29 protein-coding genes are annotated in these 26461 nt (G+C 45.4%); 12 read left to right on the forward strand and 17 right to left on the reverse strand.

Annotation, left to right across the window (positions count from 1 at the left end; genetic code table 11):
* Positions 1-128: 128 nt before the first annotated feature.
* Positions 129-2591 carry a hypothetical protein gene (locus DXN04_RS26695; protein WP_116856468.1) on the reverse strand — a complete coding sequence of 821 codons (2463 nt, stop codon included), beginning with the start codon at positions 2589-2591 and terminating at the stop codon, positions 129-131.
* 415 nt (positions 2592-3006) lie between these two features.
* Between DXN04_RS26695 and DXN04_RS26700 the strand changes: the two genes are divergently transcribed.
* Complete coding sequence (locus DXN04_RS26700) at positions 3007-3588, forward strand: Crp/Fnr family transcriptional regulator (protein WP_116856469.1); 582 nt, start codon at positions 3007-3009, stop codon at positions 3586-3588.
* Positions 3589-3675: 87 nt separating this feature from the next.
* Here the strand turns inward: DXN04_RS26700 and DXN04_RS26705 are convergent, their stop codons facing one another.
* From DXN04_RS26705 to DXN04_RS26740, 8 genes are all read right to left on the reverse strand, one after another.
* Entirely contained in the window at positions 3676-4296 is a 621-nt protein-coding gene (locus DXN04_RS26705; RefSeq protein WP_116856470.1) for an alpha/beta hydrolase, read from the reverse strand.
* A 168-nt stretch (positions 4297-4464) separates the two neighbouring features.
* Positions 4465-4758 (reverse strand): GNAT family N-acetyltransferase, encoded by a 294-nt coding sequence (locus DXN04_RS26710; protein WP_116856471.1) that lies wholly within the window; start codon positions 4756-4758, stop codon positions 4465-4467.
* A 255-nt stretch (positions 4759-5013) separates the two neighbouring features.
* A complete protein-coding gene (locus tag DXN04_RS26715; RefSeq protein WP_116856472.1) occupies positions 5014-5949 on the reverse strand; it encodes a ring-cleaving dioxygenase in 936 nt (311 codons plus the stop codon).
* A 184-nt stretch (positions 5950-6133) separates the two neighbouring features.
* Positions 6134-6283 (reverse strand): hypothetical protein, encoded by a 150-nt coding sequence (locus DXN04_RS34915; protein ID WP_158569163.1) that lies wholly within the window; start codon positions 6281-6283, stop codon positions 6134-6136.
* A 104-nt stretch (positions 6284-6387) separates the two neighbouring features.
* Entirely contained in the window at positions 6388-7236 is an 849-nt protein-coding gene (locus DXN04_RS26725) for a pirin family protein (RefSeq protein ID WP_116856474.1), read from the reverse strand.
* Between the two features lie 122 nt (positions 7237-7358).
* Positions 7359-7670, reverse strand: coding sequence for a hypothetical protein (locus tag DXN04_RS26730; RefSeq protein WP_116856475.1), 312 nt, complete (start codon positions 7668-7670; stop codon positions 7359-7361).
* Positions 7671-7681: 11 nt separating this feature from the next.
* A complete protein-coding gene (locus DXN04_RS26735) occupies positions 7682-8257 on the reverse strand; it encodes a nitroreductase family protein (RefSeq protein WP_116856476.1) in 576 nt (191 codons plus the stop codon).
* 62 nt (positions 8258-8319) lie between these two features.
* Positions 8320-9036 carry a pirin family protein gene (locus tag DXN04_RS26740; RefSeq protein ID WP_116856477.1) on the reverse strand — a complete coding sequence of 239 codons (717 nt, stop codon included), beginning with the start codon at positions 9034-9036 and terminating at the stop codon, positions 8320-8322.
* A gap of 108 nt (positions 9037-9144) precedes the next feature.
* On the opposite strand from DXN04_RS26740, the gene DXN04_RS26745 reads away from it, so the two are divergent.
* Together DXN04_RS26745 and DXN04_RS26750 are read left to right on the forward strand one after the other, a co-directional pair.
* On the forward strand, positions 9145-9795 hold the full coding sequence (locus tag DXN04_RS26745) for an outer membrane beta-barrel protein (protein WP_116856478.1): 651 nt from the start codon (positions 9145-9147) through the stop codon (positions 9793-9795).
* A 44-nt stretch (positions 9796-9839) separates the two neighbouring features.
* Positions 9840-10442: a hypothetical protein gene (locus DXN04_RS26750; protein WP_116856479.1), complete on the forward strand. Its 603-nt coding sequence runs from the start codon at positions 9840-9842 to the stop codon at positions 10440-10442.
* Positions 10443-10663: 221 nt separating this feature from the next.
* Here the strand turns inward: DXN04_RS26750 and DXN04_RS26755 are convergent, their stop codons facing one another.
* The gene (locus DXN04_RS26755; protein ID WP_116856480.1) at positions 10664-10828 is read right to left on the reverse strand and encodes a DUF1328 family protein; all 165 of its coding nucleotides are present in this window, start codon (positions 10826-10828) and stop codon (positions 10664-10666) included.
* 402 nt (positions 10829-11230) lie between these two features.
* On the opposite strand from DXN04_RS26755, the gene DXN04_RS26760 reads away from it, so the two are divergent.
* Positions 11231-12376, forward strand: coding sequence for a PAS domain-containing sensor histidine kinase (locus tag DXN04_RS26760; RefSeq protein WP_116856481.1), 1146 nt, complete (start codon positions 11231-11233; stop codon positions 12374-12376).
* A 476-nt stretch (positions 12377-12852) separates the two neighbouring features.
* On the forward strand, positions 12853-13212 hold the full coding sequence (locus DXN04_RS26765) for a hypothetical protein (protein WP_147320070.1): 360 nt from the start codon (positions 12853-12855) through the stop codon (positions 13210-13212).
* Between the two features lie 388 nt (positions 13213-13600).
* Here the strand turns inward: DXN04_RS26765 and DXN04_RS26770 are convergent, their stop codons facing one another.
* The 5 genes from DXN04_RS26770 to DXN04_RS26790 all read right to left on the reverse strand — a co-directional run bounded on the left by DXN04_RS26770 (position 13601) and on the right by DXN04_RS26790 (position 18150).
* Positions 13601-14212: a hypothetical protein gene (locus tag DXN04_RS26770; RefSeq protein ID WP_116856483.1), complete on the reverse strand. Its 612-nt coding sequence runs from the start codon at positions 14210-14212 to the stop codon at positions 13601-13603.
* Between the two features lie 314 nt (positions 14213-14526).
* The gene (locus tag DXN04_RS26775) at positions 14527-15168 is read right to left on the reverse strand and encodes a class I SAM-dependent methyltransferase (RefSeq protein WP_116856484.1); all 642 of its coding nucleotides are present in this window, start codon (positions 15166-15168) and stop codon (positions 14527-14529) included.
* A 28-nt stretch (positions 15169-15196) separates the two neighbouring features.
* Positions 15197-16741, reverse strand: a complete 1545-nt coding sequence (locus tag DXN04_RS26780) for a DHA2 family efflux MFS transporter permease subunit (protein WP_116856485.1) — start codon at positions 16739-16741, stop codon at positions 15197-15199.
* 29 nt (positions 16742-16770) lie between these two features.
* A complete protein-coding gene (locus DXN04_RS26785) occupies positions 16771-17514 on the reverse strand; it encodes an SDR family oxidoreductase (RefSeq protein ID WP_116856486.1) in 744 nt (247 codons plus the stop codon).
* Between the two features lie 51 nt (positions 17515-17565).
* Entirely contained in the window at positions 17566-18150 is a 585-nt protein-coding gene (locus DXN04_RS26790) for a TetR/AcrR family transcriptional regulator (protein WP_116856487.1), read from the reverse strand.
* Between the two features lie 249 nt (positions 18151-18399).
* Here DXN04_RS26790 and DXN04_RS26795 point away from each other — a divergent pair, with 249 nt between their 5' ends.
* Positions 18400-19185, forward strand: coding sequence for a hypothetical protein (locus DXN04_RS26795; protein WP_116856488.1), 786 nt, complete (start codon positions 18400-18402; stop codon positions 19183-19185).
* Between the two features lie 85 nt (positions 19186-19270).
* On the forward strand, positions 19271-21196 hold the full coding sequence (locus DXN04_RS26800) for a heavy metal translocating P-type ATPase (protein WP_116856489.1): 1926 nt from the start codon (positions 19271-19273) through the stop codon (positions 21194-21196).
* On the opposite strand, the gene DXN04_RS26805 is transcribed toward DXN04_RS26800, so the two are convergent.
* A complete protein-coding gene (locus DXN04_RS26805) occupies positions 21159-21800 on the reverse strand; it encodes a 4'-phosphopantetheinyl transferase family protein (protein WP_116856490.1) in 642 nt (213 codons plus the stop codon). The genes DXN04_RS26800 and DXN04_RS26805 overlap by 38 nt on opposite strands.
* 470 nt (positions 21801-22270) lie before the next feature.
* Here DXN04_RS26805 and DXN04_RS34920 point away from each other — a divergent pair, with 470 nt between their 5' ends.
* From DXN04_RS34920 to DXN04_RS26815, 3 genes are all read left to right on the forward strand, one after another.
* A complete protein-coding gene (locus tag DXN04_RS34920) occupies positions 22271-22423 on the forward strand; it encodes a hypothetical protein (protein ID WP_158569165.1) in 153 nt (50 codons plus the stop codon).
* Between the two features lie 93 nt (positions 22424-22516).
* The gene (locus DXN04_RS26810) at positions 22517-23017 is read left to right on the forward strand and encodes a hypothetical protein (protein ID WP_116856491.1); all 501 of its coding nucleotides are present in this window, start codon (positions 22517-22519) and stop codon (positions 23015-23017) included.
* Positions 23018-23047: 30 nt separating this feature from the next.
* Entirely contained in the window at positions 23048-23665 is a 618-nt protein-coding gene (locus tag DXN04_RS26815) for a hypothetical protein (RefSeq protein ID WP_147320071.1), read from the forward strand.
* Here DXN04_RS26815 and DXN04_RS26820 read toward each other — a convergent pair.
* Positions 23662-24699 carry a winged helix DNA-binding domain-containing protein gene (locus DXN04_RS26820; RefSeq protein WP_116856493.1) on the reverse strand — a complete coding sequence of 346 codons (1038 nt, stop codon included), beginning with the start codon at positions 24697-24699 and terminating at the stop codon, positions 23662-23664. The two genes, DXN04_RS26815 and DXN04_RS26820, sit on opposite strands and share 4 nt — an antisense overlap.
* Before the next feature lie 240 nt (positions 24700-24939).
* Between DXN04_RS26820 and DXN04_RS26825 the strand changes: the two genes are divergently transcribed.
* Together DXN04_RS26825 and DXN04_RS26830 are read left to right on the forward strand one after the other, a co-directional pair.
* Positions 24940-25140, forward strand: a complete 201-nt coding sequence (locus tag DXN04_RS26825) for a hypothetical protein (RefSeq protein WP_116856494.1) — start codon at positions 24940-24942, stop codon at positions 25138-25140.
* A gap of 527 nt (positions 25141-25667) precedes the next feature.
* Positions 25668-26444, forward strand: coding sequence for a hypothetical protein (locus DXN04_RS26830; RefSeq protein WP_116856495.1), 777 nt, complete (start codon positions 25668-25670; stop codon positions 26442-26444).
* Positions 26445-26461: the final 17 nt, after the last annotated feature.

Below are 26461 nucleotides of genomic sequence, written 5' to 3' on the forward strand. Positions count from 1 at the left end.
TATCAAAAGTAAGATCCCCGGTATTTGATCCCGGGTACCTGATGGAGAGAATTTTTGTTTATGTAATTCTCGATACCCTCAGTTTACTTTTGATATGACCCCTTCTACTATCTGAAAAATATCAACGCCTAATAAGTCTGCTCCACTCTACCCACTCTTCCATCTTCACCAATCCCTTCTACAACCACTCTAAAATGGGAAGTCGGAATATCATTATTATAGAATGTCAGTGTTGCCGTATGCGTAATTGAATCCACTATCACGTTCGGATTCCAATACAAGGTCAATCGCTTATCGGGCAGGCTATAAATCTCCTTTCTTTGACTATAATCCGGTGCATAAAACTCTTTCACAATACTATACCCCGCTTTCCTGTACAACTCAAATCCTTTCACCCCATCGGCACCATTATTATCACCCCCTTTCTTGGTATAGATCGCAATCGCGCCATTAGCGCCACCGCCTACACCGCCCATAAACGGCGGTCTGAACACCTTTACCAGGGCAATATCATTGATATTGATAGTTGCAATCATGCTCTTATCTGTCGGCATCTCATTCAGGTAAAGAGTAGGCGTACCACCTCTCCAGGTCATATTCGGGTTATTGTAATCACCCGTGATCTGTAAGCCTGCTACTCTTGACTGCAGATACTGGAACACGTTCAGCGAGGTGGGTGTTTCCTTCGTCAGGTCAAAACTATAACCATTGTCAGATGTAAACATCCCTGATACATAACGGCTCTCCGTAGTCTGTGTCTGGGTTTGCTTACGCTCTGTTACATTAAATTCCTTCAGCAAAATAGAGCGGCTGGCAATTGATTTCGCAATACGTCCATTCTCATACGCCGTGTTCAGGTAGGCGCTCAGCATACTGGCATCCATCACCACCGGGTTTTTCGCCACATAAGGTGTCTTCACCGGCACGCTGTTATCAAAGAAGTGGTTATTGAATTTCACAATCACATTACTATATCGCTTCATCTTATCATTACCCTGGTAGAATATGTTTACCGTATCCATGAACTGCAGGCCATCCAGCACAAAGTCACCTTTATTGTCCGTAGGTGCAGAAGCAAAGGATGTGGTACTGTCGATCGGGTTTTTGATAATGAAATCTACCTTGCCATTCGCCATTACGATACTACCATTGTTTGCATATGCACTCCCTTTCAGACGGATACCCTGCTCATAAGGATAGCGGATATTAGGCATCGTATCATTCAGGATCTTGTTCCACACAAATCTTCTCCAGCCATTCGTCAGCATCACCAGGTCCAGTGCATGCAGCGTAGTGGCGGAAGTATCTTTGAAGTACCAGGATGGATTATAAATATATCCTTTCAGGTCGGAGGTGAGGAGCAGGTTGGAAACGATGTTGTTCTCATCGACCGCAGGGTGAACCTTGTCGGCATCCGTAATGGAAACGGACAGGCTGGTGGCCATTTTCTCAGGTACCAGCAGCTCGATGGTGCTCTTTTCACGTTCTTCCTTACCAATATTTGCATTTTGCAGGCTCAGGTCCAGCTGATCGTTCTGGCGGATGAACACCAGTCTCTCAGACAAGGGTAATCCCTGGCTGCTAAAGAGGGTGATCTGCAGGATCCCGCTAGGTAGCTGATTTGTAGGAATAAAGCCGCTGATCCTGCCATCTGATGCCTTAAGCATTGCCCTGTACACCATCTGGTGCTGCATCTGGGCAAAGACCATGAGGTCATCATAAGCTGTATCCAGTGCATTCGCCAGGGTAGTCTGGTAGAAAATACGTGAACCCCTGTTGAACACTTTCAGCATGGCTCCTTTATTGGAAGCGGCAGGCAGCACAAATTCCTTGCTACCGCCATCTGCACTGGTCATCTGTGCCTTGTAGGTCACGCCTTTGGCAGGTTCCAGGTCAAAGCTACCCATACCATCATGTTCTGATTTGATCTGGGCCACTACTTTTCCCTTGTTATCCACGATCTTACCACTCACTTCTACCGGGTAACCATCCGCCTTCAGGGCCTTGAAAGCTACGGTACTACTTACCCCGTTCATCAGGTTACCTCCTTCGGGGAAGAACTGAACGGCAAAGTCGTTGCTTACGACTGCGTTACTATCCAATACCTGCAGGGCATTTTTCTTGCGGCTATCGTAAATGGCAATATTTTTATAAAACAGGTAATCCGGATCATAGTTCAGCATCCAGGCAGTATAAGCCCTGAGCTGGTAGTTACCTGCAGGAAGGGTGTCTGGCAACACGAAATTGCCGGATGCACCGGCGCCGCCCACAGGCAGCAATTTTTTCATTGCGATATTCCCGTTCTTATTCAGCAATTCCACGTACAGGTTGGTAGCGGAGAGGGAAGGCTGGTTCTGCATCATCACATATGCTTTGAACCAGATGGTTTCTCCGGTAGCATAATAATCCCTGTCTACATGCAGATAGACTTTCTCCTGCGGGTTGCGTTTTGCAAATTCTTCCAGCGCTTTCATTACCTTCTCAGGCAAACCGTCTATCGGCAGACTGGCAAATACTGAGCAAATTCCAATCACACAGGCTGGTAAAATCCATTTTAACCGGGTGTACTTTCTATTCGTTGAAGAGGCCATGCGGAACTTATTTATTACACTGCAATATCAATAATATGCGATAAATATACTAAGATGATGTTTTTAAATGGGCGAATAATTACAGGATTGGTTTTTATTATTAAAATACTTAATTTATATTTCTAATAAAATTATGCATTTGGGGTTCATAAAAAAAATCGCTTTTACAGTTTAAGGGGATCAATTTAAATTTTTTCCACGGGGTGGCACGCCTTCGCCAATTGGAATTTACAGTTCATACCCAGTCGCAATCTTCGTGTCAATATCCTGGTCATCACTTTCACCTTTGGTTCCAGCGTCAATCCTTGCTTCAATTCAATACTTTTGGAAGATGACCGGAACAAACGCCTGCTGGATAGCTGCGTAATCTGGCCGGTCTGCTTCAAATTGTCTCTTGTTTGACTAAATTTGCCTCATGTTTGAAGCACTAGACCAGTTTGTCTCGAAATACATCCGCCTCACCTCAGAGGAAACAGAAATCTTCCATTCCCTTTTAACCTATAAAAAGGTGAAGAAGAAACAATTCCTGCTTAGAGAGGGGGAGATCTGTCAGTTTGAAGCATTCATCCTGAAAGGATGTATCCGTACTTTTTATGTAGATAAAAGTGGTACCGAGACAATTCTGAACTTTGCCGTAGAAGGGTGGTGGGTGAGTGATCTCAGCTCTTTTTCAGAACAGCAGCCTTCCACGCAGAATATTGAAACGCTGGAAGATTGTGAACTGCTGATGATCAATTATGAAAATAAGAAGATCCTGTTTGATGTGATTCCTGCCTTTGAAAAGGTATTTCGCATTTTGGTACAGCGATCATTGGGGGTATTACAACAGCGCTTTTATGCAGGTATTTCCCAGACTGCAGAGGAGCGCTATCTGGCTTTTATTGAAAAGTACCCTCAAGTCGTACAGCGGGTACCACAACACCAGATAGCGCGATATATTGGTGTATCACCTGAGTTTTTGAGCAAGGTGCGGAGCACGATGTATAAGAAGCCATGAGGCAACTCATTAACTAATGGCGAATGCTAAAACTAATGGCGAATGCTAAAAAATTCTTACGCTTAATGAACGCTGGTTTATTTCCTTTTACTTAAACACCAGTCTGTTTGCGGTTTCTACTTCATCCTGGCTCACGGTGTGCCCCATACCCGGATATATTTTCACCGTAATATCCGCCCCCATTTTCTTAATAACGGCCTCACTTTCTCTGACCCTTGTCACCGGTACATGCATATCCGGATCGCTGCTGCCAATGAATACCGGGCTGCCACCAAAATCTCCATGGTAATTAGCCAGGTTTAGTTCAGCACCAATCAGGCCCCCTGTGAAAGCGACTACGCCTCCGTAAGGTTGTGCATGGCGGGTTACATATTCCAGGGTCAGACAAGCTCCTTGTGAGAAGCCCATGAAGTAGATGTTAGAAGCAGGGATACCGGCTTTTAAAACATCGTCCACGATGGAATTGATCACTTCAATGGCCGAACTCAATCCTGGTTCATTTTGTGCTACCGGTGCCATAAATGAATAGGGGTACCAGGTATGCCCGCTTGCCTGTGGGGCAAGTAATGCATAATCTCCTACATTCAGATAGCCTGCCAAAGAAATAATGTCCTGTGCACTGGCCCCGCGGCCATGAATCATGATGAGGGCTTTCTTTGCCTGTGCGAGCGGCACACCTGCCGTCACGATATTTTTCTGATGCGTCATGTTTTACTCCTTTTTTTAAAAAGGGCTCATTTTTTGAAAGGAGGTTCATTGCAGTGAATGAATTCTTTTCGCTGAAAACCCGGAAAATGATTTCCCTGGTTGTTAATGAAGCCCTTTTCCCTGTAAGAGAAATTTTATTTTCAATTCAAATTTCCCCTTCATTAATTGTTATTCCTGCAGCCAGATATCTGCATATTCTTCCGGATGCCTTTTAAACTGTGCATGAACATACGCACACAAAGGTTTCACTTTCAGCTGGTGCTCTCTTGCATAAGCCACCATGCCATCCAGCAGGTGCTTTGCCAGCCCTTTTCCTTCCTGTGTATAATGGATTTCTGTATGATAAGCAGTGAGTATGCCGTTTTCAATTCCAATCACCATCTCACCCACCTGTTCATTATCCAGCATCAGGTAAAAAGCACCGTGATTTTTCTGGTTAAGTCTGATAACTACTTCTTCCATAATAATTATTTAAAAACAATTTCAGTCCTTGCTGCCAGTTCAACATCTATTCCGCGATGTTTCCGGCAGTGTTTCCAACAGCCGGTTCCACAGCGATTTCTGGGTGTTTCCTGCAGCGTTTTCAACAGCATTTCCTACAGCCAGTTCCACATCTATTCCTGCAATGTTTCCGGCAGTGTTTCCTACAGCCAGTTCCACAGCAATTCCGGCAGTGCCTGTATTCCAATAAACCCAGGCACCGCCGGCACTATTTTATTATTGTAAAGGAGGCAACACCTTCTCAATCTCTCCCCTCATCGCCCTATACTGCGCAGGCAGTTTCAGGTTCTTCCCCAACTCTTCCAGCGGCTCATCCACAGTAAAACCAGGATTATCTGTCGCCAGTTCAAACAACACGCCACCTGGTTCTCTAAAATATAAAGAGAAGAAATAATCCCTGTCAATTTTAGGTGTAATATTCAATCCTTTCTTCATCACCTTCTCCCTGAATTTCATCAGGATCTCATCATTCTGCACCCTGAAAGCCACATGGTGGTTAGTACCGGCGGCATTTCTACCAGCCGCTTCTTTCGGAGATTCAATCAGGTCCACAATGTTTGCATTACCAATTGCATCTGTCACAAAACGGTGCCTGTTGCCTTCCACACCCTGTGGCTGATAACCTAAGATCTCTGTCAGCACAGTCGCTGTGGGGCCAATACTCCGCAGGTTCAGGGTCACATTATGAAAACCTTGTGTTGCCTGTGCCGCCTTTACATCTGCAGTTTCCCAGGCTTTACGGTCATCCCCATTCTTAGGCACGATCAGGTTCAGTTTCAGCCCATCCGGATCTTCCAGTGGCAGGTACAATTCACCAAAGCGTTCGGCAATTTCACCATGCGTTACGCCCTTCTCTTTGAAGCGTGCGGCCCAGAACTCAAGGCTACCTTCAGGTACAGCATATCCTATTTCAGTGGCCATGCCGGTACCAGTGCTGCCTTTGCCGATGCCTTCCCATGGGAAGAAGGTGAGAATAGTACCCGGGGTACCCGTTTCATTACCAAAATAGAAATGGTAAGTGCCGGGATCGTCGAAGTTCACGGTCTTCTTTACGAACCGTACTCCCAATATATTGGTATAAAAATCAAGGTTCCGTTTAGCATTGTCCGCGATTGCAGTAATGTGGTGCAATCCTAAGATTCTATCTTCCATAATTGTTAATTTTAAAATTTGAGTATGTTGTAAGCTTCAGCCAGGCGTAGGGGAGGACGAGAGGGCTGTTGAATGCCCGTCAGTGTTGTAGGTAGTTCAGTTTACGGCAACCAGGCATTTAGTAACTCATTATAAAGAGACGTAGTACTGCTGGCCCGGTATACAACAACCTGGTATTTAGTATTCATTCAAAAGAACCGCAGCACTGGTGTTTTCTTTTCCAGTAAATTTTCTCCGGTTGCAGGTTTAATAATTCCTCCACCTGAATGTTTAATAATTCTTCCAGTTGCAGGTTTAATAATTCTTCCAGCTGCACGTTTAATAATTCCTCCACCCGAATGTTTAATAATTCTTCCAGTTGCACCTTTAATTATTCTCCCACCTGCAGGTTTAATAATTCCTCCGCCTGCACGTTTAATAATTCTCCCACCTGCACGTTTAATAATTCAGTGTACCAAACAACCCGTTCTTATAATCTTCAATGGCCTGGTCTACATCCGCCATCGTTGTCATTACAAAGTTATCTTTTGCTGCCACCGGTTCGTCAATCACCTCTGCTGAAAGAAACAGCAATTGTGTATCTGCTGTAGTCGTGATCGTGAATTCATCACCCGTTTTGTCAAACACAATTAAATGATGTTCAGCCACCTCTTTGTCATCATTCACTTTCACACTACCATGCGCGATATATACTAAAGTCCAGTATGCCGGTGTTACATTAAATTTCAAAGTCTTGTCTGCCGGCACCTCGCCCACAGCACTAATCACTGGTGTATAAGAGATCGTAACCGGCCCTGTTTGGCCATCAAAATTACCACTCACCAGTCTCAGATGATCCAGTACAATTGGCATCTCAGCCTTATGCGCAAACTGGTATTTCGGATCATCCCATTTATTTGCCGCAGGTACATTCACCCATAATTGCAGGATTTCTTCTACACCACCATTACGGTGTTCCTGTTCCGAAGGCCCTTCACTGTGAAGGATCCCTTTCCCTGCAAACATCCATTGTGCATCGCCTGCATTCAGCAACTGATCATTGCCAAAGTTGTCTTTGTGATGTGCCTGCCCCTGCAACTGGAAAGTGACAGGTGCAAAACCTCTGTGCGGATGCGGATGAATACGGCTGTCAGATCCTTGAGGAATCACGTCAGGACCGCCATGGTGCAATACGATGAAGGGGTTTGCAAACCGGAAATCCGCATGTGGCAGGGGCTGCAGCACCGTTTGTGTTGCGGTGATGTTTTTGGTCCTGCCGGCCAGTATATGGGTGATGTCCTTTTTCATAATTTTTGTTTGATCTAAAAGCAATAAAATTTGATCAAAAAGAAATAAAGTTGCCTGCTCACTAACTTCAAAAGAGGGTTACTTCAGCTCCTCACGCCACTACCTTTCTAAAAAAATAAATGTTATTTCTTCTCCAACAGGAACAATATCTCATTCCTCAGCAACCCGCTGCCACCACCATAATGTCTGGTGATGATGGCAGCAGGAGCAAGGGCTGACAACCGTTCCCTCAGCGCTGTCTCCTCTTCGGCAGTAATGCCTGCACACAATAAAATAATATCATATGCCCCGGCCTGCAAGGCCTCATACGCAGCTTCATCCGTCGTCACAGCCTGTCCGGACCAGTCTTCAGGAGCATTCAGCAATCTTTGCATCACTGTCATGATCTCTTCATTGCGCCCGATTGCGAGTATCTTGGTATGCCCGGTTGTCATAGTGCAATGTTTTAAACCTGTTTGGTAAATTCAGACAGTGGCTTACGTGTTCTCGGTGCCAGCTCTCTTGATTTGTACGGTTCTTCCAGCTTCTCTGCATCGTCTCTGCGACCCAGTGCAATAATCACCAGTGGTTCTTCGGTCGCCGGCAGCTCCAGTGATTCAGCAATCTGCTGCTTGTGGAAACCCGCCATAACGTGACCGTTGATGCCCATGCTATCTGCCTGCAACAACAGGAAGGCATTGCTCATACCTGTGTCATGCGCATAGTAATGATTCTTCTGCTCCAGGTCAGGCAGTTCCTTGATCCCTATGCTCAGTACCAAAGCAGCTGCATTCTTTGCCCATGGCTGGTTGCCCGGCATCAGGGCAGCATACAGTTTGTCAAAACCCGGCGTACCCGCTAATGCATACACGTAGCGCCATGGCTGGGAATTATTGGCACTTGGTGCCCAGCTTGCACCTTCCAGGATAGTCAGTACTTCTTCTTCTGTCACTGGCTGAGCTGAGTAAGAACGTGGGCTCCAGCGTTCTTTAATTAAATCCAATACCTTGTGTGATGTCTGTGCGGTCTTAACTGATGACATAAAAAAAGTTTTACAAAGTTATAGTCCTCATTTTTAGCGGGACTGATTACTATTTGTATAATTTACGGTTTTAAAGGTACATCCATCAGCAATATTTCCGCGTCACTTTCTAAAGCCGTCAGCGAAATACTGTCTGTATCCCAGATTCCAAAACCATCTCTTGCCGCTAATTCCTGCCCGTTGATGTCGAAGCGACCTTTAATCACAAACGCATACACGCCATTGCCCGGTTTCTGAATGTGATAGGTAGTAGCAAAGTCCTTGTCAAAGCGACCTAAATTGAACCATGCTGCCTGGTAGATCCAGGTACCCGCATCGTCAGGGTAGGGACTCAGGACCTGGTGTAACTGATTCTTCTGAGTCAGGTCCGGGGTGATCTGGTCATACCTTGGCTGCACGTTCAGCTGATTGGGGAACACCCATATCTGCAGGAACTTCGCCGGACGATCCGGGTTAGCGTTGTATTCACTATGGAATACCCCCGTACCGGTACTCATCACCTGGATGTCGCCCTGTTTGATGATGATCTTATTGCCCAGGTTATCCTTGTGCTCCAGGTCGCCTTCCAGGGGAATGCTGATGATTTCCATATTATCATGCGGGTGGGTGTCGAAACCACGACCACCGGCTACGATATCATCATTGAGTACACGAAGTGCGCCAAAGCTCATCCTGTCAGGATTATAATAACCAGCGAAACTAAAAGAGTGATGGCTATCGAGCCAGCCGTGTGCGGCATGTCCCCGGGTAGCTGCTTTATGAAGAATTGTCTTTGCCATTGTGCGTTTCATTTGTTGGAACAAATATCGAACTTTTTAGTTGAGTAATCCATTAATCTGGATTAAGAAAATGGGTATCTTTAGCCCCGTTTTACCCGATACCTATACATGAGAAAAGCACTATTATTAGTTGTTTTAGGCATCTTTATCCTACAAACTGCTGTGGCACAACAATTTAGATTTGGTTTTGGCGGCGGTATCATGAGCCAGGATGCTCAGCGCGATCAGACCTTCTTCCTGACTGTCAGTCCCGGTATTTATCTGCCGGTTTCGAAAAGAGTGTCGTTTTCGCTGGATCTACCGCTCAAAGCCGGCTATACGGGAGGTGCTTTTGCCCCTTATTCTTATGACGGGGAACCTTATCATTTGGATGCAAGTGGGTATGCTTTTAATATTCCGCTCATGCTGAATTTCAATTTTGGAGCAGGGGCGGTACGTGGCAAAAAGGATACAATCGGTGCTGCACGCTGGTCTACCATCAACCGGGAGGAGGGGTTCGGATTCTTTTTAGGAATGGGCCTGGCTTCACATTATTCTGTCCAGAAAACAAGTTATACCACCTTTTCGTCGGATGCAACCATCGTAGACGTGCACAATACCTATTATTATCAAAGCACAGGCCTCATGTTCAATGCCGGCATCCGGATCGGGGTAGGGCCACACAAGCAACATAGCTTTGAGTGCCGGTTTTTCTATATGAAAGGGACAACAAATGAAAAGCCGGAAATAAGGGGCCTATCATTGGCGTATGTACTGTAAGTTTCACTTTTACCTGTTATAAATCAATCTTTTAATACCCAAAAATGAAAAAATTTCTATTACTGGCTGCAATAGCCCTGTCATGCATTCACTCATCGTTTGCCCAACGTTTTAAGCAAGGTGTAGGTGCTGGTTTCTCCGTAGAAACGGCCGATTACATGGATACCAAGGTAAATTTTGGTTTCACTTATTCCCCTGCTTTATTTTTTGCGGAGGCAGAAAAAAGCTCTTTTTCTGTCGGTATTCCGCTCAGTCTCGGTTTCAACGAAGGCTATTCTTCCGAATATGACGACTATGATGACTTCTATGGTTCTTCAAGCATTGGTTTTATGCTGGATGTACCTGTTATTCTGAATTTTAACTATGGCGCGGGTGCCCTGAGTGGTGGCCGGCAGAAATGGGGGTTCTTCGTAGGTGGTGGTTATGGTTATCACCTCACGACTGCAAATTATTTATATGATTATGATGATAATGGCAATTACAGGAGCACAGAAAGCAGTACATTCGGTGTGACTGCCAATGCGGGTTTCCGTATAGGCATGGGCCATCATCACAGGCATAACCTGGAGATCAAATTTTCTTATATGAAAGGCCTGACGGATTACAGACCTGATGTGGGTGGCGTGAATTGTATTTTCAATTTCTGATTACAGGGCTTTACGTTTACCACAGGGCTTTACGCATAGCACAAGCTTTGCCCGTACCATAAGCTTTGCGCATACACAGGCTTGTGCATACACAGGCTTTGCGCATACACGGGCTTTGCGCATACACAGGCTTTGCCCTTACCACCAGCTTTTGCATATAAAAAACGCTTCTGCCTTTCTAAAAAGCAGAAGCGTTTTTTATTATTCGTCTGATCATAAAATTATATGCGGCTTCTTCTGCCCATCACCAGGGAAATCACCAGCAGGATCAGGAAGATAAAGAAGATTATTTTGGCAATACCTGCTGCACTGGCTGCAATACCACCAAAACCGAACAAAGCAGCGACTAATGCAATAATTAAAAATGTGACTGTCCAGCGTAACATAACTTTAAGATTTTATAGTGAGTAAATGTAAGTTCACTATAAGTAAATCTAAAATAATGCCGGGTGCCAAAAGCAGTCTCAGAGGGATATTTGATTGTAATTGTGTGACCTAAGTTCCACAAAGTATGTATTGAACCCCCATCAGTACGGTGTGGCAGGACTTTTAAGGGTCAAATTTTCCCTCATCAGTACGCTGTATTTCCTATTTTTAAAAAATAATGGCTAATTTATGGGTAGCTGGCCTGGCTCTTTTCCCAGCCAGGTCGGTTATGGACACCTATATAAAAAGAATTTGCGCAAGGGACCTTACCAGGAAATTTGCCGCTGAGAAAGCATGTTTATCCTGACCAACTAATTTACCGTTTTTAAAGTAATGTGTTTTTTATAATTTTACCCCCAGCAATGAATAATAAAATAGGCTTCGACGTATTATTCAATAATGCCACTATCGGTATTATTGTAACAGATGATAAGGGCAGGATTATACTCGCAAATCCTTTCCTGTTAAACCAATTTGGCTATAAGGAAGAGGAGGTGCTGGGTCAGCTCATTGAGCTGCTCGTGCCCACCCGTTTCCAGCACAGGCACGTTCAACACCGGGATGGCTTCAACAAGCACCCCAGGAACCGTCCTATGGGGGCAGGCCTCGAACTATTCGGCCTCCGCAAGGATGGATCTGAGTTCGCCGTGGAGGTGAGCCTTGGTAACTACAACACCGAAGCAGGGCACTTTGTCATTGCCTTTGTGAGCGATATCTCTGCCCGCAAGGCATCCGAACAGGCACTGATCAATCTCAATGCAGAACTGGAACTGAAGGTGGATGAACGTACCCGTGCACTCAGCGAAATGCTGGAGAAGGAAAAGGGCCTGAATGAACTGAAGTCGAGATTCGTGACCATGGCATCGCATGAATTCCGGACACCACTCAGTACCATCCTTTCCTCGATCTTCCTGATTGCAAAGTACGAAACCACCGAAGAACAGCCCAAACGGTACAAACACATAGAAAGAATCAAATCGGCCGTGAATATGCTGACGGATATCCTGAATGATTTCCTCTCGGTAGGCAAGATAGAAGAGGGGGCCATCCAGGTACGTTTCTCAGAATTTGATATCCAGGCGCACATTGAAAATATCCTCAGCGAACTCGTTGGCCTGCTCAGACCCGGACAGGAAATAGAATATAAACATACCGGCCACACCATCCTGACACTGGACCCGGTTTTGCTCAAACATATTACGATTAACCTGGTTTCCAATGCAATCAAGTTCTCGCCTTCAGGCAAGCCGATACTGCTGACCACTTCCTTTGTAGATGGAGAGCTGGTACTTTCGGTGAAAGATCAGGGCCTGGGCATCTCTTATGAAGACCAGGAGCACCTGTTCGAAAGGTTCTTCAGAGGTGAGAATGTGTCTAACATCCAGGGCACCGGGCTTGGACTGCATATCGTGGCTAAGTATACGGAACTGATGAATGGAAGAATTGAGTGTATCAGTGAGTTGGAAAAAGGAACCGAGTTTAGGATCACTTTCAGACCACTTGTGTAGATTTTAATAGGATTTACCAGCCGGCAAGCCACCTTTTCGCAAGCCGGTCAATACCAGTTTTAAGGTTCATGCCCCTGTTTAAATTCCAGGCAGCCAGTTTATAATCCTCTAATTTGTAATCCTGCCAGCCAATTTGTAATCCAGGCAGCCAGTTTATAATCCTCTGGCTAATTTGTAATCCTGCCAACCAGTTTGTAATCCTGCCACCAGTTTATAATTCTCTAGCTAATTTGTAATCCTGCCAGCCAATTTGTAATCCAACCGGCCAATTTTATAATCCTGCACCGTTTTATTCCGCCACCCCCATCTCCCTGACTATAAGCAGCAACCCCCCTGACTACAATCATTGCTGACCATCGTCAGCCATCCTACATTTATCTCATAATACATGTAACCAGCCCTTTACGATCGACGCCAATATTCATCTTTTTTTTAACGCTACTACTATGCTCTTATCACAGTTAAATACGTGCACCATGGAAATTTATATCAGCGAAGAAGACCTGCTGCAAAATATCCAGGATAAGTTTCAGGAAGCATACCCTCATCTCAGACTGGAATTTTTTAAGCACCCTCACGAAGCAGGAGAAGGATGCCCCAGGAATGAGAAATGGCCATTGGATACCCCCATCGAAGATATTCGTATGATCCATAGTTTCGGCTGGATCGACATCAGTGAAGACCGGACCGTGGCTGAACTGGAGAAAGACTTTTACAGACAAATAGGCTTGTCTGTTCAGGTGCTGCGGAAGAGCGGCCTTAACTGGCTGCTCACTACCCGCACCGACCATCTGACCCTGAAGATCCAGGATGAAATGGGAGCCGGCCTGCTATAAAACACGACAACATGATTGAGTTTGTACCAACAATGAAAATACCGGATCAGGTGAATTTTCATCTTAGTAATTCTCAATAGCTTCAAATTATACATTTACAAAATGCTGTATCATGAATGGGCAGTCCCCCCTTGCAGCCATGGTACGGGGCTGAACAGTAAGTACACCATTCAGCCCCTTTTCCGTAAAACGAAAGGGGCTGATCTTTTTTAGAGATCAGCCCTGCATCGGGATTGCACCTTGTTACGATGGATATTGGGTTAACATTGCTCGTCGTCGTCGTTGTTAAGATTTAGTCATAGGTATAGTGTAATAGGTAATGATTATATTGTTGTTGTGTTAAATGTGCTGATTCTTACGGGCAAATGTTAATCGCCATTGACAGGTACTAATTGTTACAAAGGAACAATGCCTGACTTGACATCCGCTCTGAGGGCAACTCATTGTTCACCACAATAAACGCCCTTTCCTTACATCCCAGGTATTCCCTCAGCTCTGGCAGGTTATGATGTGTAAAGGTCACATCCCTGTAATGACTGGTAAACCATTTTCCCAATTCTTCCTCATGATCCGTTAAGCATACCACGTTTACCGGCAGATCTTTCAGATCAGGGAACAGGTAAGTAAATTGTTTGATCGCATTTATACTTGCCGCTTCACCGTCATAGATGAACACAAGCTGGTCTAATCCTTCAAAATGTGAGGGTATCACCACCACAGGACATGCCGCACCATGCAGCGTAATCCCATCTGGTTGCAGCAGCACCAGGTCTGCAAAACGCGTTTCAGCCACAATACCCGCCTGGGTTATTGCAGTATCTGGATGTAAAGCCCCTATTATACTCCTCGCATCACATGCCTTTTTAAAACCTCCGGCAGCACTATTTTTCAGGAAAACACCCGTCAGTTTTGATCTCGATAACTGACAGATAAAACCTGCAAAATCCATTGCTTTATTGCTAAGTTGCTGCGCGTCCGTTACAAAGAGAATCTTTTCCATAGTATTACTGGTTTTAACAAAGGTATTACCGCAGTGATCCTTTTTACATGATAACCGTCAAGAGTGGGGGTGATGTTCGTAAGGGGATTTATCTACTTCAGGGGCCTATTTGTCTGGTTCAGGGACTTCCATTTGCAGGTTAAAATGAGAATGATCAATTTTAAGGCGCTTTAAAAAGTGTAACAACAAGCGTATGTAACAGATGTAGGTTTACGTAGTAAGCCGGGATAGTCCTATTCCGGCTTTTTTTTATAAACAAGGATGCGGTTTCAATTTAACTTACTGCCGGGTACATTCAGGGAATAAAATAGTAATTACACCGGTTTTCTATAAGCAATTGACTGTATGAAGCCAAAATAGAAGAAACGCTTATGGAGTACCTCGTATTTTCCCTGGCCGAAACAAATGGCCATATCGAAGAGTGAATTTGCTTCTATATTGCAGAGCAATCTGAAGAAGGTGTACATGATTTTCAAAAGCAACTTTTGCCACCAGCGGCTTTTTCCCTTATCATAATAGAAGTCCGCAAATAACCAGGTGCCGCCTTTCTTCAGGGCATAATGTAACTGCCAGAAAATAGGTTGTGCCCGTTCGGGTGCGAAGTTGTCAAATAAGAAGGGGGTAAGGATCACATCATAATCACGGTCCGGGGTATACTCTTCTATGGGCAGGTGTACGAATTCAACGGTATTTTCTTTTATGTCCCTTTTTTGGGAAAGGATGATCATATTGCCGGAGATCTCCACATAGGTAATGGAAAGTCCGTTGTTGTGCAATTGCGACAGCCGTTCCAGGATCCAGCCGGTACCACCGCCTACAATGAGGACATGGCTACCGGCTGGGATATATTTTAATAAGCTCACCTGCGCATTTTCCAGCGAGCGGTAAAATACCACTTTGCTCAGCCAGTCATATTGGAAGGCAACCTTATCGTAGTTGTTTTTAGTCTGTTGCATGATGCAACATAAATGTAAGACATATTCATCAATGATCGGACAACACTACCTTCACCTGCACCCCTGCCTTCCTCCTCCTCGCCAGCAGCAACAAGGGCAATGAAAACAAAAACACCAATCCCACCATCAGGTACGCATCATTATAACTCATCAGGTTCGACTGCTTCGTCACCACAAAATCCACTGCTTTCAGCGCCTTCTGCTTTGCCTCGAACATCCCAAACCCATGCTGCATAAAATAAGCCGTATAATCCGATACCCTTTTCACCGCCAGGGGATTATCAACCGTAATATTACTCACCAGGTCCGTCCTGTGCACCGCATTCCTGTTCGTGAGGTAGGTATTCACCATCGCCAATCCAAAACTCCCGCCCAACTGCCGCATCATATTATTCAACGCCGCCCCCTGCGGTATATCCTTCGGATCCAGCCCCGACACCGCCAGCGTCGTCAAAGGTACCGTTACTACTGCCAGGCCTACTGCCCGGTAAATCAAACTATTCGTGATCATCCCCGCACTCGCATCCAGGCTCAAATGCGACATCTGCCAGCTAAACAACACAAAGAGAAACATACCGATCGTAATCATCACAATAGGCGACACCCCTCTCTGCAACAATGTCGCGGATATCATCAATCCTCCAATCGCCAGCAACGCCCCGGGCAAGAGTAACAGCCCCGTTTGTGTAGGCGTAAAGCCCAGCAACCTTTGCGCAAACACCGGTGTCAGAAAAACAGAACTAAACAAACCTACTCCTGATATAAATGTCAGTATCGCCGCCAGACTCAGGTTCTTACTTTTCAGGACCCGCAGGTTCACCACCGGGTTATTCGTTTTCAGTTCCCACCAGATGAATAACAACAGCCCAAAGAAAGCCGTCACGCTCAGCAAAATGATGTAATTGGCCTCAAACCAGTCGTCCGTTTCCCCTCTCTCCAGCACCGTCTGCAGTGACCCTACACCCACTGCCAGCAGGAAGATGCCCAGCCAGTCCACCTTACCCGCTTCCTGTTTGATCTCCGGTTCTTTCAGTAAAAGGTAGCATATAACGGCTACGCTTATACCAATCGGCACATTGATATAAAAGATCCAGGGCCAGTCATAAAACTCGGTAATATATCCGCCCAGGGTGGGCCCAATCGTAGGCCCAACGAATACCCCGATGCCAAAGAGCGCACTGGCTACATTCCGCTTCTCTTTTGGAAACAATTCAAACACCACCGCCTGGGATACCGATAGCAGTGCCCCGCCGCCTATGCCCTGGAGGAACCTGAATGCTACCAATGTCCAGATATTGGATGCCTGGCCACACATAAAAGAAAAGAAGGTAAAGGCGATCACAGACCCGATATAATAATTCCGCCGGCCCAGTTTTAAGACGAGAAAACTGGTAATCGGTATCACAATCACATTCGCAATCGCATAGGCGGTGATCACCCAGGAAGTATCTTCCAGCGTAGCCCCCAGGTTCCCGCTCATATGCGAAAGGGCGACATTGACAATAGAGGTATCGATCAGTTCCATCACAGCCGCAGCAATGACGGTAACCAACAGAATGGTTTTTTTTTTCATACCGATCGGTATATTTAAGGGCGAAAAAATTACTTGTTGCTATTCAGTGCCTGCAGGGCATTTTCCGGAGAGGAGAGGTAGAGTTGATAAATGTCTGCCGTATTGCCTACATGTATTTCGTAATTATCATTTTTAAGCCCATCTAAAAGGTCTGCAGCTACCTGTGAAGGCGGAATACCTTTTTCACCACCGATCTCTTTAGAGAACTCCGTATTCACTAATGGAGGCATCAGTTCAAATACACGTACAGGGGTATCTTTCAGGGTAAGTCTCAGGACCCTGCTATAAGCATGCAAGGCCGCCTTGCTGATGCTATAACCCGGGATATCAATACTGGGCGCAAAAGATACGATGCTGGATACATTTACAATGGCGGCCTGCGCCTGTTTATTCAGCAATGGCAGGAGCAATTCGTTCAGCCTGAGTACAGACAGGTAGTTGGTGTGTATTTCGGCACTGGCCTTTTCGAAGGTATCAACACCGGGCAGCAGCCTGTATGGAGAGGAAGAATAACCTGCATTGTTGATCACGATATTCAGCTGAGGGAACTGCTCATTCAGTTGGTTGACCAGCTTAGTGACATCGCTCTGGCTGCTTACATCCGATACGATAGCGGTGGTGTTTTTTAACCGTGCAGCAGCGGCCTGCAATCTTTCTGCATTACGCCCGGTGATAATAACCTGGTTGCCCTGTTCACTGAGTTGCTGTGCAATTTCGAATCCGATACCGGCACTACCGCCGGTGATTAATACCGTGTTGTTACTTGTTTTCATTTTCTTAGTTTTGAAATATACCGATCGGTATATTAATATGCAAAAAAATATTTAAAGTGCGTTGATCATATTTTCGATCGAGTTCAGGATAGCAGTGCGGTAGTTCAGTTTACCGGTTGATTTCGCAATCATGATGGCCCCTTCGATCGTTGCAATAAGGGTCAGTGCGGTCTGCTCAATATCTATACCGGGCTTGAATTCCCCTGCTTCAATCCCTTTACTGAGAATGCCTGAGATCCTGTTTTTCCAGTTCCCGATCGCTTCGGCTGATTTAGCTCTCAGGTCAGGATGAGTATCGTCCGATTCCACGGCGGTATTCAATACCGGACAACCACCGGTAGGGAAGGGAGCGCTCAGGAAATCGTCATAAATTTTAGTGTACACAAGGAGTTTGCCCCGATAGGTACTTTCCCTTTCGAGGGCACTTTCGATGATGCCGACTACCTTTTTAAAATTGTAGTCAAAACAGGCGAGGGCAACTTCGTCTTTATTGGCAAAATTGCCATAAATGGAACCTTTGGTCAGGCCCGTAGCCTGCGTCATATCACTGAGAGACGTGCCCGCAAAACCCTTAGTATTGAAGATAGGAGCGGTTTTCTCCACTATATACTGCCTGGTCTTTTCTGCTTTGCTCATATCGGTTCATTTAAGACGATGTAAAAATATACCGATTGGTATAATTCTCCAAATTTATTTTACTGCGGTCTCATGTGAAATGGGGGTCTTTAACTTGTCACAAAGGGAGGTATTCCGCAGGTAACCCGCAGATAACCCGCATATATTCCGCCTATAATCCGTATCCTAAAAAAGGCGGGATACCTGCGGATCACGTGCGGGTCATACCCGGTACACCCATCCATTTCAATACTCATTAAACTACATACAATGGCATTGAGAAAATCGCTCATCCAGTTCGAAGGAAAACTGGAGGGAATTAACTTTTATCTGCCCAGGAACCGGGAAGAGAAGGATGGATATATTGTTAGGAAGAATGGAGGTCCATCCGCAAAGCAAATTGAAAAACTGCCTTCCTGTGAGCGGGTCCGGCAAAACAATAAAGAATTTGGGGTTTGCTCTTCGGCGGCAAAGTCGCTCAGGATGGCAATCGCCCCGGTGAAGCACCTGACTGATGTGAACCTTGCATCACAGTTTACGGCCCTTTGCCGACAACTGTTATTGCAGGATCAAGCGCATGACCCGGGTAGCCGAAGCGTCCTCTTCTCCAGGTTTGGCACGCAGCTGAGTGGGTTCAACCTGAACGAACAGCATCTTTTTGATAGTGTGGTCAGGCATCCCTTGTCCGTAACGCTGGACCGTAAGAAAGCGGCAGCCCGCATAGAAATACCGGCATTGCAGCCCGGCGTGAGTATCGTACTACCCTGGCAACAACCTGTGTACCGGTTGATTTTAAGTCTGGGAGCAGTGGAAGATATAACGTTGAAAGGATTTTCCGGTGGATGGACAGTTCCCGTGTCATTTAGCACACCCTGGTACCTTGCAAAACAAGGAATAGAAGCGAGCACCGTTAGCTTGCAACTGGATAAGGCAATTTTAGGAAAGAGTGAATGTATGATCGTAGCCGTAGGAATTGAGATGGGCACCGTGGTGACAGATGCCGTGGTAAATTGGGTAAAATATACGGGCTGTGGCAAGATCCTGCAGGCGGGATAAAGAAAGTATTTACCACCTTGTTGATATTGCCTTATCCCAGTGCTGAAGAAATGCAATTTGCTATTGTTTGCGTATCTTCAGACATATGAAGGAACAGCATCATCACCATCATGATCACGATCATGAACAGGGTTGGAAGAAATACATAGAACTGATCTGCAGTCTCACCTGTGGCGCAGCACTGGCGCTTGGCTTTGGATTATCATTTATCAAAGGCATTCCTGCCGTAGTCCCCTTATCGTTATACATCGTTGCTTACATGGCCGGGGGATTTTTCACTGTCAAAGAAGCGATTGAAAATCTCAGGGAAGGATCTTTCGATATCGACTCCCTCATGATCATTGCCGCCGCGGGTGCTGCTATCCTGGGTGATTGGGCCGAGGGTGCTTTACTACTCTTCCTCTTTAGCCTGGGCCACTCACTGGAACACTATGCCCTGAATAAGGCTAAAAACTCCATCAGTGCACTGGCTAAGCTTGCTCCTAAAACTGCGTGGTTAAAAAAAGACAACAACCTGGCAGAAGTAAAAATAGAAACCTTACAGGTCAACGATATCCTCGTTGTAAAACCCGACAATACCATTCCGGCAGACGGGATCATCATCAAAGGGAACAGTGCCGTGAACCAGGCTGCCGTTACCGGCGAAAGTATGCCGGTTGATAAAACGGTGGATAGTACCGTCTATGCAGGTACCCTGAATGGCAGTGGTGCCCTGGAAATAAAAGTGACCAAACCGGCAAAAGATTCCACCTTATCAAAGCTTATTCAACTGGTGAACGAGGCGCAATCCCAGCAATCGCCTACGCAACGCTTCACAGATAAATTGCAGAAATACTATGTGCCTGCGGTCGTTATTTTTGTCTTCATCCTCTGCTTTGCATTCCTGGTCATAAATGAACCTTTCAGCGCCAGCTTTTATCGTGCCATGGGCGTATTAGTGGCTGCCAGTCCCTGTGCGCTGGCTATTGCTACACCCAGTGCCGTTTTGAGTGGTGTAGCGCGGGCAGCCCGTGCAGGCATCCTGATCAAAGGAGGCCGGCCCCTGGAAGACCTGGGTACGCTGAAGGCGATCGCTTTTGATAAAACAGGTACGCTGACCGAAGGCAAGCCGAAACTCACAGCGGTTATTCCTGCCAATGGTATAAGCAAAGAAGAGCTCCTGGAGATGGTGGTGGCCGTAGAATCTCTGAGCGATCATCCACTGGCAAAGGCCATTGTAGCCGATGCGCAGCTGAAAGATATCACTCCTGCAGAGAACCTGGAATCCGTTACCGGCAAAGGAATCAAGGCACAATGGCAGGGCCACGATGTGGTCATTGGAAACAAGGCGCTCGTGAGCGCCGCCCCGGCCATTCTTCAACAGCTAGATGAAAAATCCAAAGCAGGACATACTACTATGCTGGTGCTCAAAGACAAGCAGTATGCAGGCATGATCACGGTAATGGATACACCCCGTGCAGAGGCAAGAGCGGCACTTGATGCACTCAAAGCCATTGGGATTAAAAAAATGGTAATGCTCTCCGGCGATAACCAGCTGGTAGCAGATGCGATTGCGAAGGAAACCGGGCTCACAGATGCATGGGGAAATTTACTACCTGAGCAAAAGGTAGCGGCAATTAATAAATTAAAAACATCAGAAGGTAAAGTAGCAATGGTAGGCGATGGCGTGAATGATGCCCCTGCCATGGCGAATAGTACGGTGGGCATAGCCATGGGGGCTGCCGGTTCCGATGTGGCATTGGAAACAGCAGATATCGCATTGATGGGTGACCAGTTGCAGCGGCTGCCATTTGCAATTGCATTGAGTCAGCGGGCGAATAAAATTATTAAACAGAATTTAGTGATTAGCCTGGGAATGGTGGCCGTATTGATTCCATTGACATTATTTGGGATCGCCAGTATGGGGCCGGCAGTGATCGGGCATGAGGGTTCTACGATGGTGGTGGTATTAAACGCCCTGCGATTACTGGTGTTTAAAGATGCTGGTGGTAAAACAAATCTCCCAGGTTGACCAGGCTGATCTTGCCTAAAGGCTGCTGACTGGCCACATGGCATAAGTAAGGAGAGAAATCCCGGATGGTATATAGATGCCATTCATTGTTTTCAAATGGATTGAGTAAGTGTAAATCTTCGGTTAAGCCTGTACCGCTGGCTTTGAGCACGGCTTCTTTCGCCGTCCAGTATTCATAGAAGGTCTGCAAAGGATCGGGGGAGCTGTGGATATGTTCCCATTCTGCATTTGAAAATTGTTGTCTGAAATCGTCAATGTCCAGCGGCAGGGGTCTTTCAATATCAATCCCGATCTTATTATTGTAATGAGTGATGGCACATACGACTATTTTATCGGTATGCGAGATGTTGAAATCGTCTCCGCCGGGAAAGTAGGGCCTTGAAAAGGTGGTATATTCCAGTGCTGTTAAACTATGTTTTTCTTTCACGGCGTATTGTAAAATATGCTTGCCCAGTAAGCTGGCATGCCCATCTTCCCACCTGCGAAAGGCCCGCACTTTTTTCTGCATCGGTTCCGGCAATTGTGCCAGTAGTAAGGCAAATGTTTCCGCAGCCAGGGGCTGGGGAAAATGAACGTAATAAATAGTACAGATAGATCGTTCCATGAGCGATGATTGAATCCTTTGCAGCGTGTCATTGTTACCTGATTTCTTTGTCAGAGTGCTTATTTAGATACGACCAAAGTTGTACGTGAAGCCGATGCTTGGTCCGCGGCTAACCATACTTGTTTTTGGAAGATCTGTATTCGCCGAAATCCTGAATATGACCGGGTTATTTAGAATGTTATTGATTTTATTGGCAGTGTGGATGATTGTGCTTTTAGTCGGGTTATTTTAAATCAAATTAACTTATTTTTACCTAATATGAATTTTTTATTTTACCCTTATCTATGTTAGTTCCAATTTTTGCGTTGCAGTTATTGTTTGCTTTACCCGGCAGGGATACGTGTAAACCGGTGCTGCCTTTTTATACGGATGTGCAGCCGTCATTTCCAGATCTTGATGGATATATTGAAAGGAACCTGGGGTATTGTCCGGGTGAGATTTGTTTTGAAGGTACAGTGTAGGGTTGGTGTATGATAGCAGAAAATGGCTGTACGATGGACCCTGATGTATCAATGGATGCAGGCCCGGAGGAAATAAAACTGCTGGTGTATAAATTCATTAACCAGATGCCTGCATGGAAGCCGTTTTTTAAATTAGATGCCTGCATGGAAGACGGTTCTTAAACCAGATGCCTGCATGGAAGCCGGGGGAAGTGGCTGGGAGGGCAGTAAAAACGATGGTTTATTTGCCTTTAAGGTTTTAAATTTTATAAAAATATGTGGAGGTATTTGTTTGGTTTGCTCTTGTTGTTCAGTTGCAGACCGGGAAGAAATGCTTATGATAAGATACAAAGCTACCGGAGGAAGGGGTACCAGGTAGTATATAATTGCGAATCAAAGAAATCAGGAAATTTGATTTTGAACAAGGATAATGTAAGGCGCATAAAGCGGGATAAAATACTGCGTAGGATTCAGGTTGATCTTAAAAACAAGAATACTGCTTTTATTTCAGGGGCGGAGATCCTGGCGAAGATAAGAGAGGATGTGAAGGAGCCGGTAGAAATGGTGATCCTGGATGGGGAGCCTTATAATATGCAGGAGATGAGTGAATGGCAGGTGGAGCGCTCGCTGCGCTTGAGGTACAAGTATATTACCAGTCTGGGACAAATGCCGGTTTTGCATCCTTTTATCCTGATCGTTTCAGGTAATTATCCTGTGGATTGGCCGGAAGCGAAGGCGATAAGTCTCCAGCCTACACAAGGATTATTAGAAAACTAAGGTTATATTCGAAGAAGAATCAAATAGCATATGATCTCAGAACCTACTGCTGTCGCACTCGATTTGAACGAATACAGGAATAAAATTTACCCCAGGGTCTTCTTAATGGACGAGATGCAGGTCATGTGTGCAGAAGCCGATCCTGCACTGGATTTCCCTTTACATACCGAATGGTTAAAGGATCTGGCAATAGGTTATGTCATAGACAGGGGAGATAAATTTACGTTTATCAGCAAGCGGCATATGGGAGAGGAGTCTGCAATCACAGAGGCGCAAATCAAGCAGGTGGCGATAGCGAATTTCGTGCGGGATTTTAAGTTTACTCCCATGCAGACGATATTCGGATGTTATGGGTTGCATGGTGCTTCGGATCATTGTGCAACAGTGATGTTCGTGGAGCCTGTCTGGCAGCAGCTTGTAGGGCAGTTGGGCAAGGACCTGGTCGTTGCAGTTCCCGCTTATGATTTATTATTTTTTACACCTGCGGATGATGAAGAGGGCATTACAAACCTGAAATTTGAGTTGTATAAGATCCAGGGTATGGGCCTCGAAAAACGAATCAGGGATTATTTGTTCCTGTATAAAAGAGAAAGTAAGGAATGGAGTTTCCTCGAGGACCTGGGTGAAGCTGATGAATGGGATGATTAGGTCATTCGCATGAATGCAATATAAGCGGCTACTACTTTTTTCAATTTACTCTCCTGGGTAGTTGTTAACTTTTCAAAAGGATATACACTCACTTTCACATCGTCTTTTTTCACTTCCCGTTTCCATGTTCCCGCTACCTGCCCATCGATGATAATTGTATTATCAAAAAAAGGAGCCGCACGCTGCATCTTATTTTCATTTTTCCCATTGTGCATGGCTGCCCTGTCAGCATACGCTACCAGGTATTCATCATAATTGGGCAGCAGGTGAACTTTAGGTGTAAACTTTCCTGCATGCTCCTTGAAATAATAATCATCCTCATGGTCTAAATTGTGCTTCACCGCTTCCAATCCTGCGCGGGCGACCGTGATGGGTAATCCCGACCACCAGGAAAAGTCTTTCAAAGTAGCAGGACCATGACTGCTGAAATAGCGTAATGCCAGTGTGTTCAGGGCCTCATCTTTAGTAATGTTTTTTGTAGCAGGAATACGTTCATCCAGGAGCGCATAGGTCGTTTGTTTTCCTTTTCGGGCACCGCTGCAGATCAATCCATCCAATTCAGGGCGGATCATAATATGTACCAGGCGGTGGGAATCGCTTTCGATCCCGGCTTTATCCAGTACGGCTTTCAGCTCAGTCCTGGTCAGGTGTTTTCCCTCCAGGGCTTTACAAATGAGTTTATTACTTTTCTTAAAGAAAGCATCGTCCAGTCCAAGTTTTTTATCATAGTGAGCGATTCCTTTTTTGACATAAGGAGCTGTCAGGGCCAGCATCCAGCGCAGATCTTCAGGATGTACGAGGTGCCAGGTAGGGCGTAGTACATGGGTACGAATGAGCTGACCATTATTGATTGCTGCTTCCACTGTAGATGAATGACAATGGTTTATACGCAGGCCTACGGCCCATTTGGACATGTCATAATCCTGTGCCTGCACGGCACCCAGGTGCCTGACCAGGTCCGCGGGTGTATCAAATTGGGGGGCGGCCAGTTGTTGTAAAAATTGTCTTTGCTGCAGCAGAAATTTTGTGGTCATAAGATAAAGTTATGGATATTGTTTGTTTATTTTTAAGTTGCTTACCTGTAGCCGGGGTTAGTGTTTTACCTGTAGTCGGGTTAGTGTTTACCTGTGGCCGGGGGTAGTGTTTTACCTGTAGCCGTGGTTGCAAATTTCTCCTTCTGGAAATGGTAATTGTTTGATATTTAATGCTTTGTGTGATTAGGGGAGGAGGGCGGCAAATTTTCCTTATATTTGTATAGAACCATTCGAATTTGTATGCGTGCAAAGATCAGTAAACTGGGTAAAGCGTTCTTAAAGAACAGTAAGGCAGCGGCTGCTTTGTCAGAAGCTGTGTTTAATAATCGCGACCGTATTTCCAATGGGGAGAAGGTGCAATTTAAGGTGGTCCTGAGCAGGAGTAATAAACCGGTTGAGTTTACGGCTGCTGTAAGGAGTGCGGGGATCTCACAGCCATAAAGCGGCTGATTCATAGAGCAGTTTCAGTTGTAATTACTGGAATTGTAAGCGTTTATATTTATTGGAGGCATTTCATCAATGCATGCATGAAAATATATGCAATTACGGAAAGGTAGATGCCTAATGAAAAGGTAAACGCCTTACGAAAAAGTAGATGCCTCACGAAAAGGTAGATGCCTAATGAAAAGGTAAACGCCTTACGAAAAAGTAGATGCCTCACGAAAAGGTAGATGCCTCATGAAAAGGTAAACGCCTTACGGAAAAGTAGATGCCTCACGAAAAGGTAGATGCCTCATGAAAAGGTAAACGCCTTACGAAAAAGTAGATGCCTCACGAAAAGGTAGATGTCTCATGAAAAGGTAAACGCCTTACGAAAAAGTAGATGCCTCACGAAAAGGTAAATGCCTTACGAAAAGGCAAACGCCTCACGAAAAGGTAAATTCATCCACCGGGCGTAGCCTGGCTAACCATATTTTTAAACAGTGTCAACCCGATCCTGCGCAGCTGATTCAATCTCCAATTGATCCATGAACATTGCTATTGGCGCTTTCCTCATCACATTACTATTCATTCCAGCCATATCATTCCGTTTAGCACTCAACAATCACCGCCAGCTCAAAGAGTTGCTCGGTGCCTTGTCTATCACGGACACCATCTGGCTTTTTATTCTCATTCCTATTTGCACACACCTGGTTTTACTCCCTGTTCTCTTCTCACTGGGAGTGACGGTAAAGTTTGACCTGATGCTCAACATCATTTACTCCAACCGGGACTTTCATATTGATAATAAAACCATGGGCTGGGATGTCATCTGCTTTCTTGGCTATGTATTGTTCGCCTTTGCGGCGGCATTTGTTGTGAGTGCATGGATCGTGAAAAATAAAAGGCTGAGTGAAAAAATCGTTGCCTTGCTGGGAGCCGGCAATGAATGGTATGAGCTGTTTGACGGGAAATATGCTACGTTGAATTTTGATATGATCCTGCTGAATGTAGTGACCGGATCAAAAGAGTCTACATTGATCTATACGGGATACCTGGAAAATTATTATTTTCAGACTAAGTCTACAGAATTGGATTATATTGTTTTGACCCAGGTGACAAGGAGGGATTTAAGAAAGCAGTCGTTGACAGAGCAAGCTTTGGGAGAAAGTGGGAAGACGAGTTTTTATTCTAATGAGCCAGGGGTAGCTATTAGTCTGCCGGGGGATGTGATTGTGATACCGGCGAAAGAGATTTTGAATATTAATATTACTTATTTGCAGTTGGAGGTAGATCATGAGATGATCGAGGAATTGGAGGGGTAGACACAATAAAATCATCC

Origin of the sequence: Chitinophaga silvisoli, assembly GCF_003412465.1 — a bacterium.
Taxonomy (GTDB): Bacteria; Bacteroidota; Bacteroidia; order Chitinophagales; family Chitinophagaceae; genus Chitinophaga; species Chitinophaga silvisoli.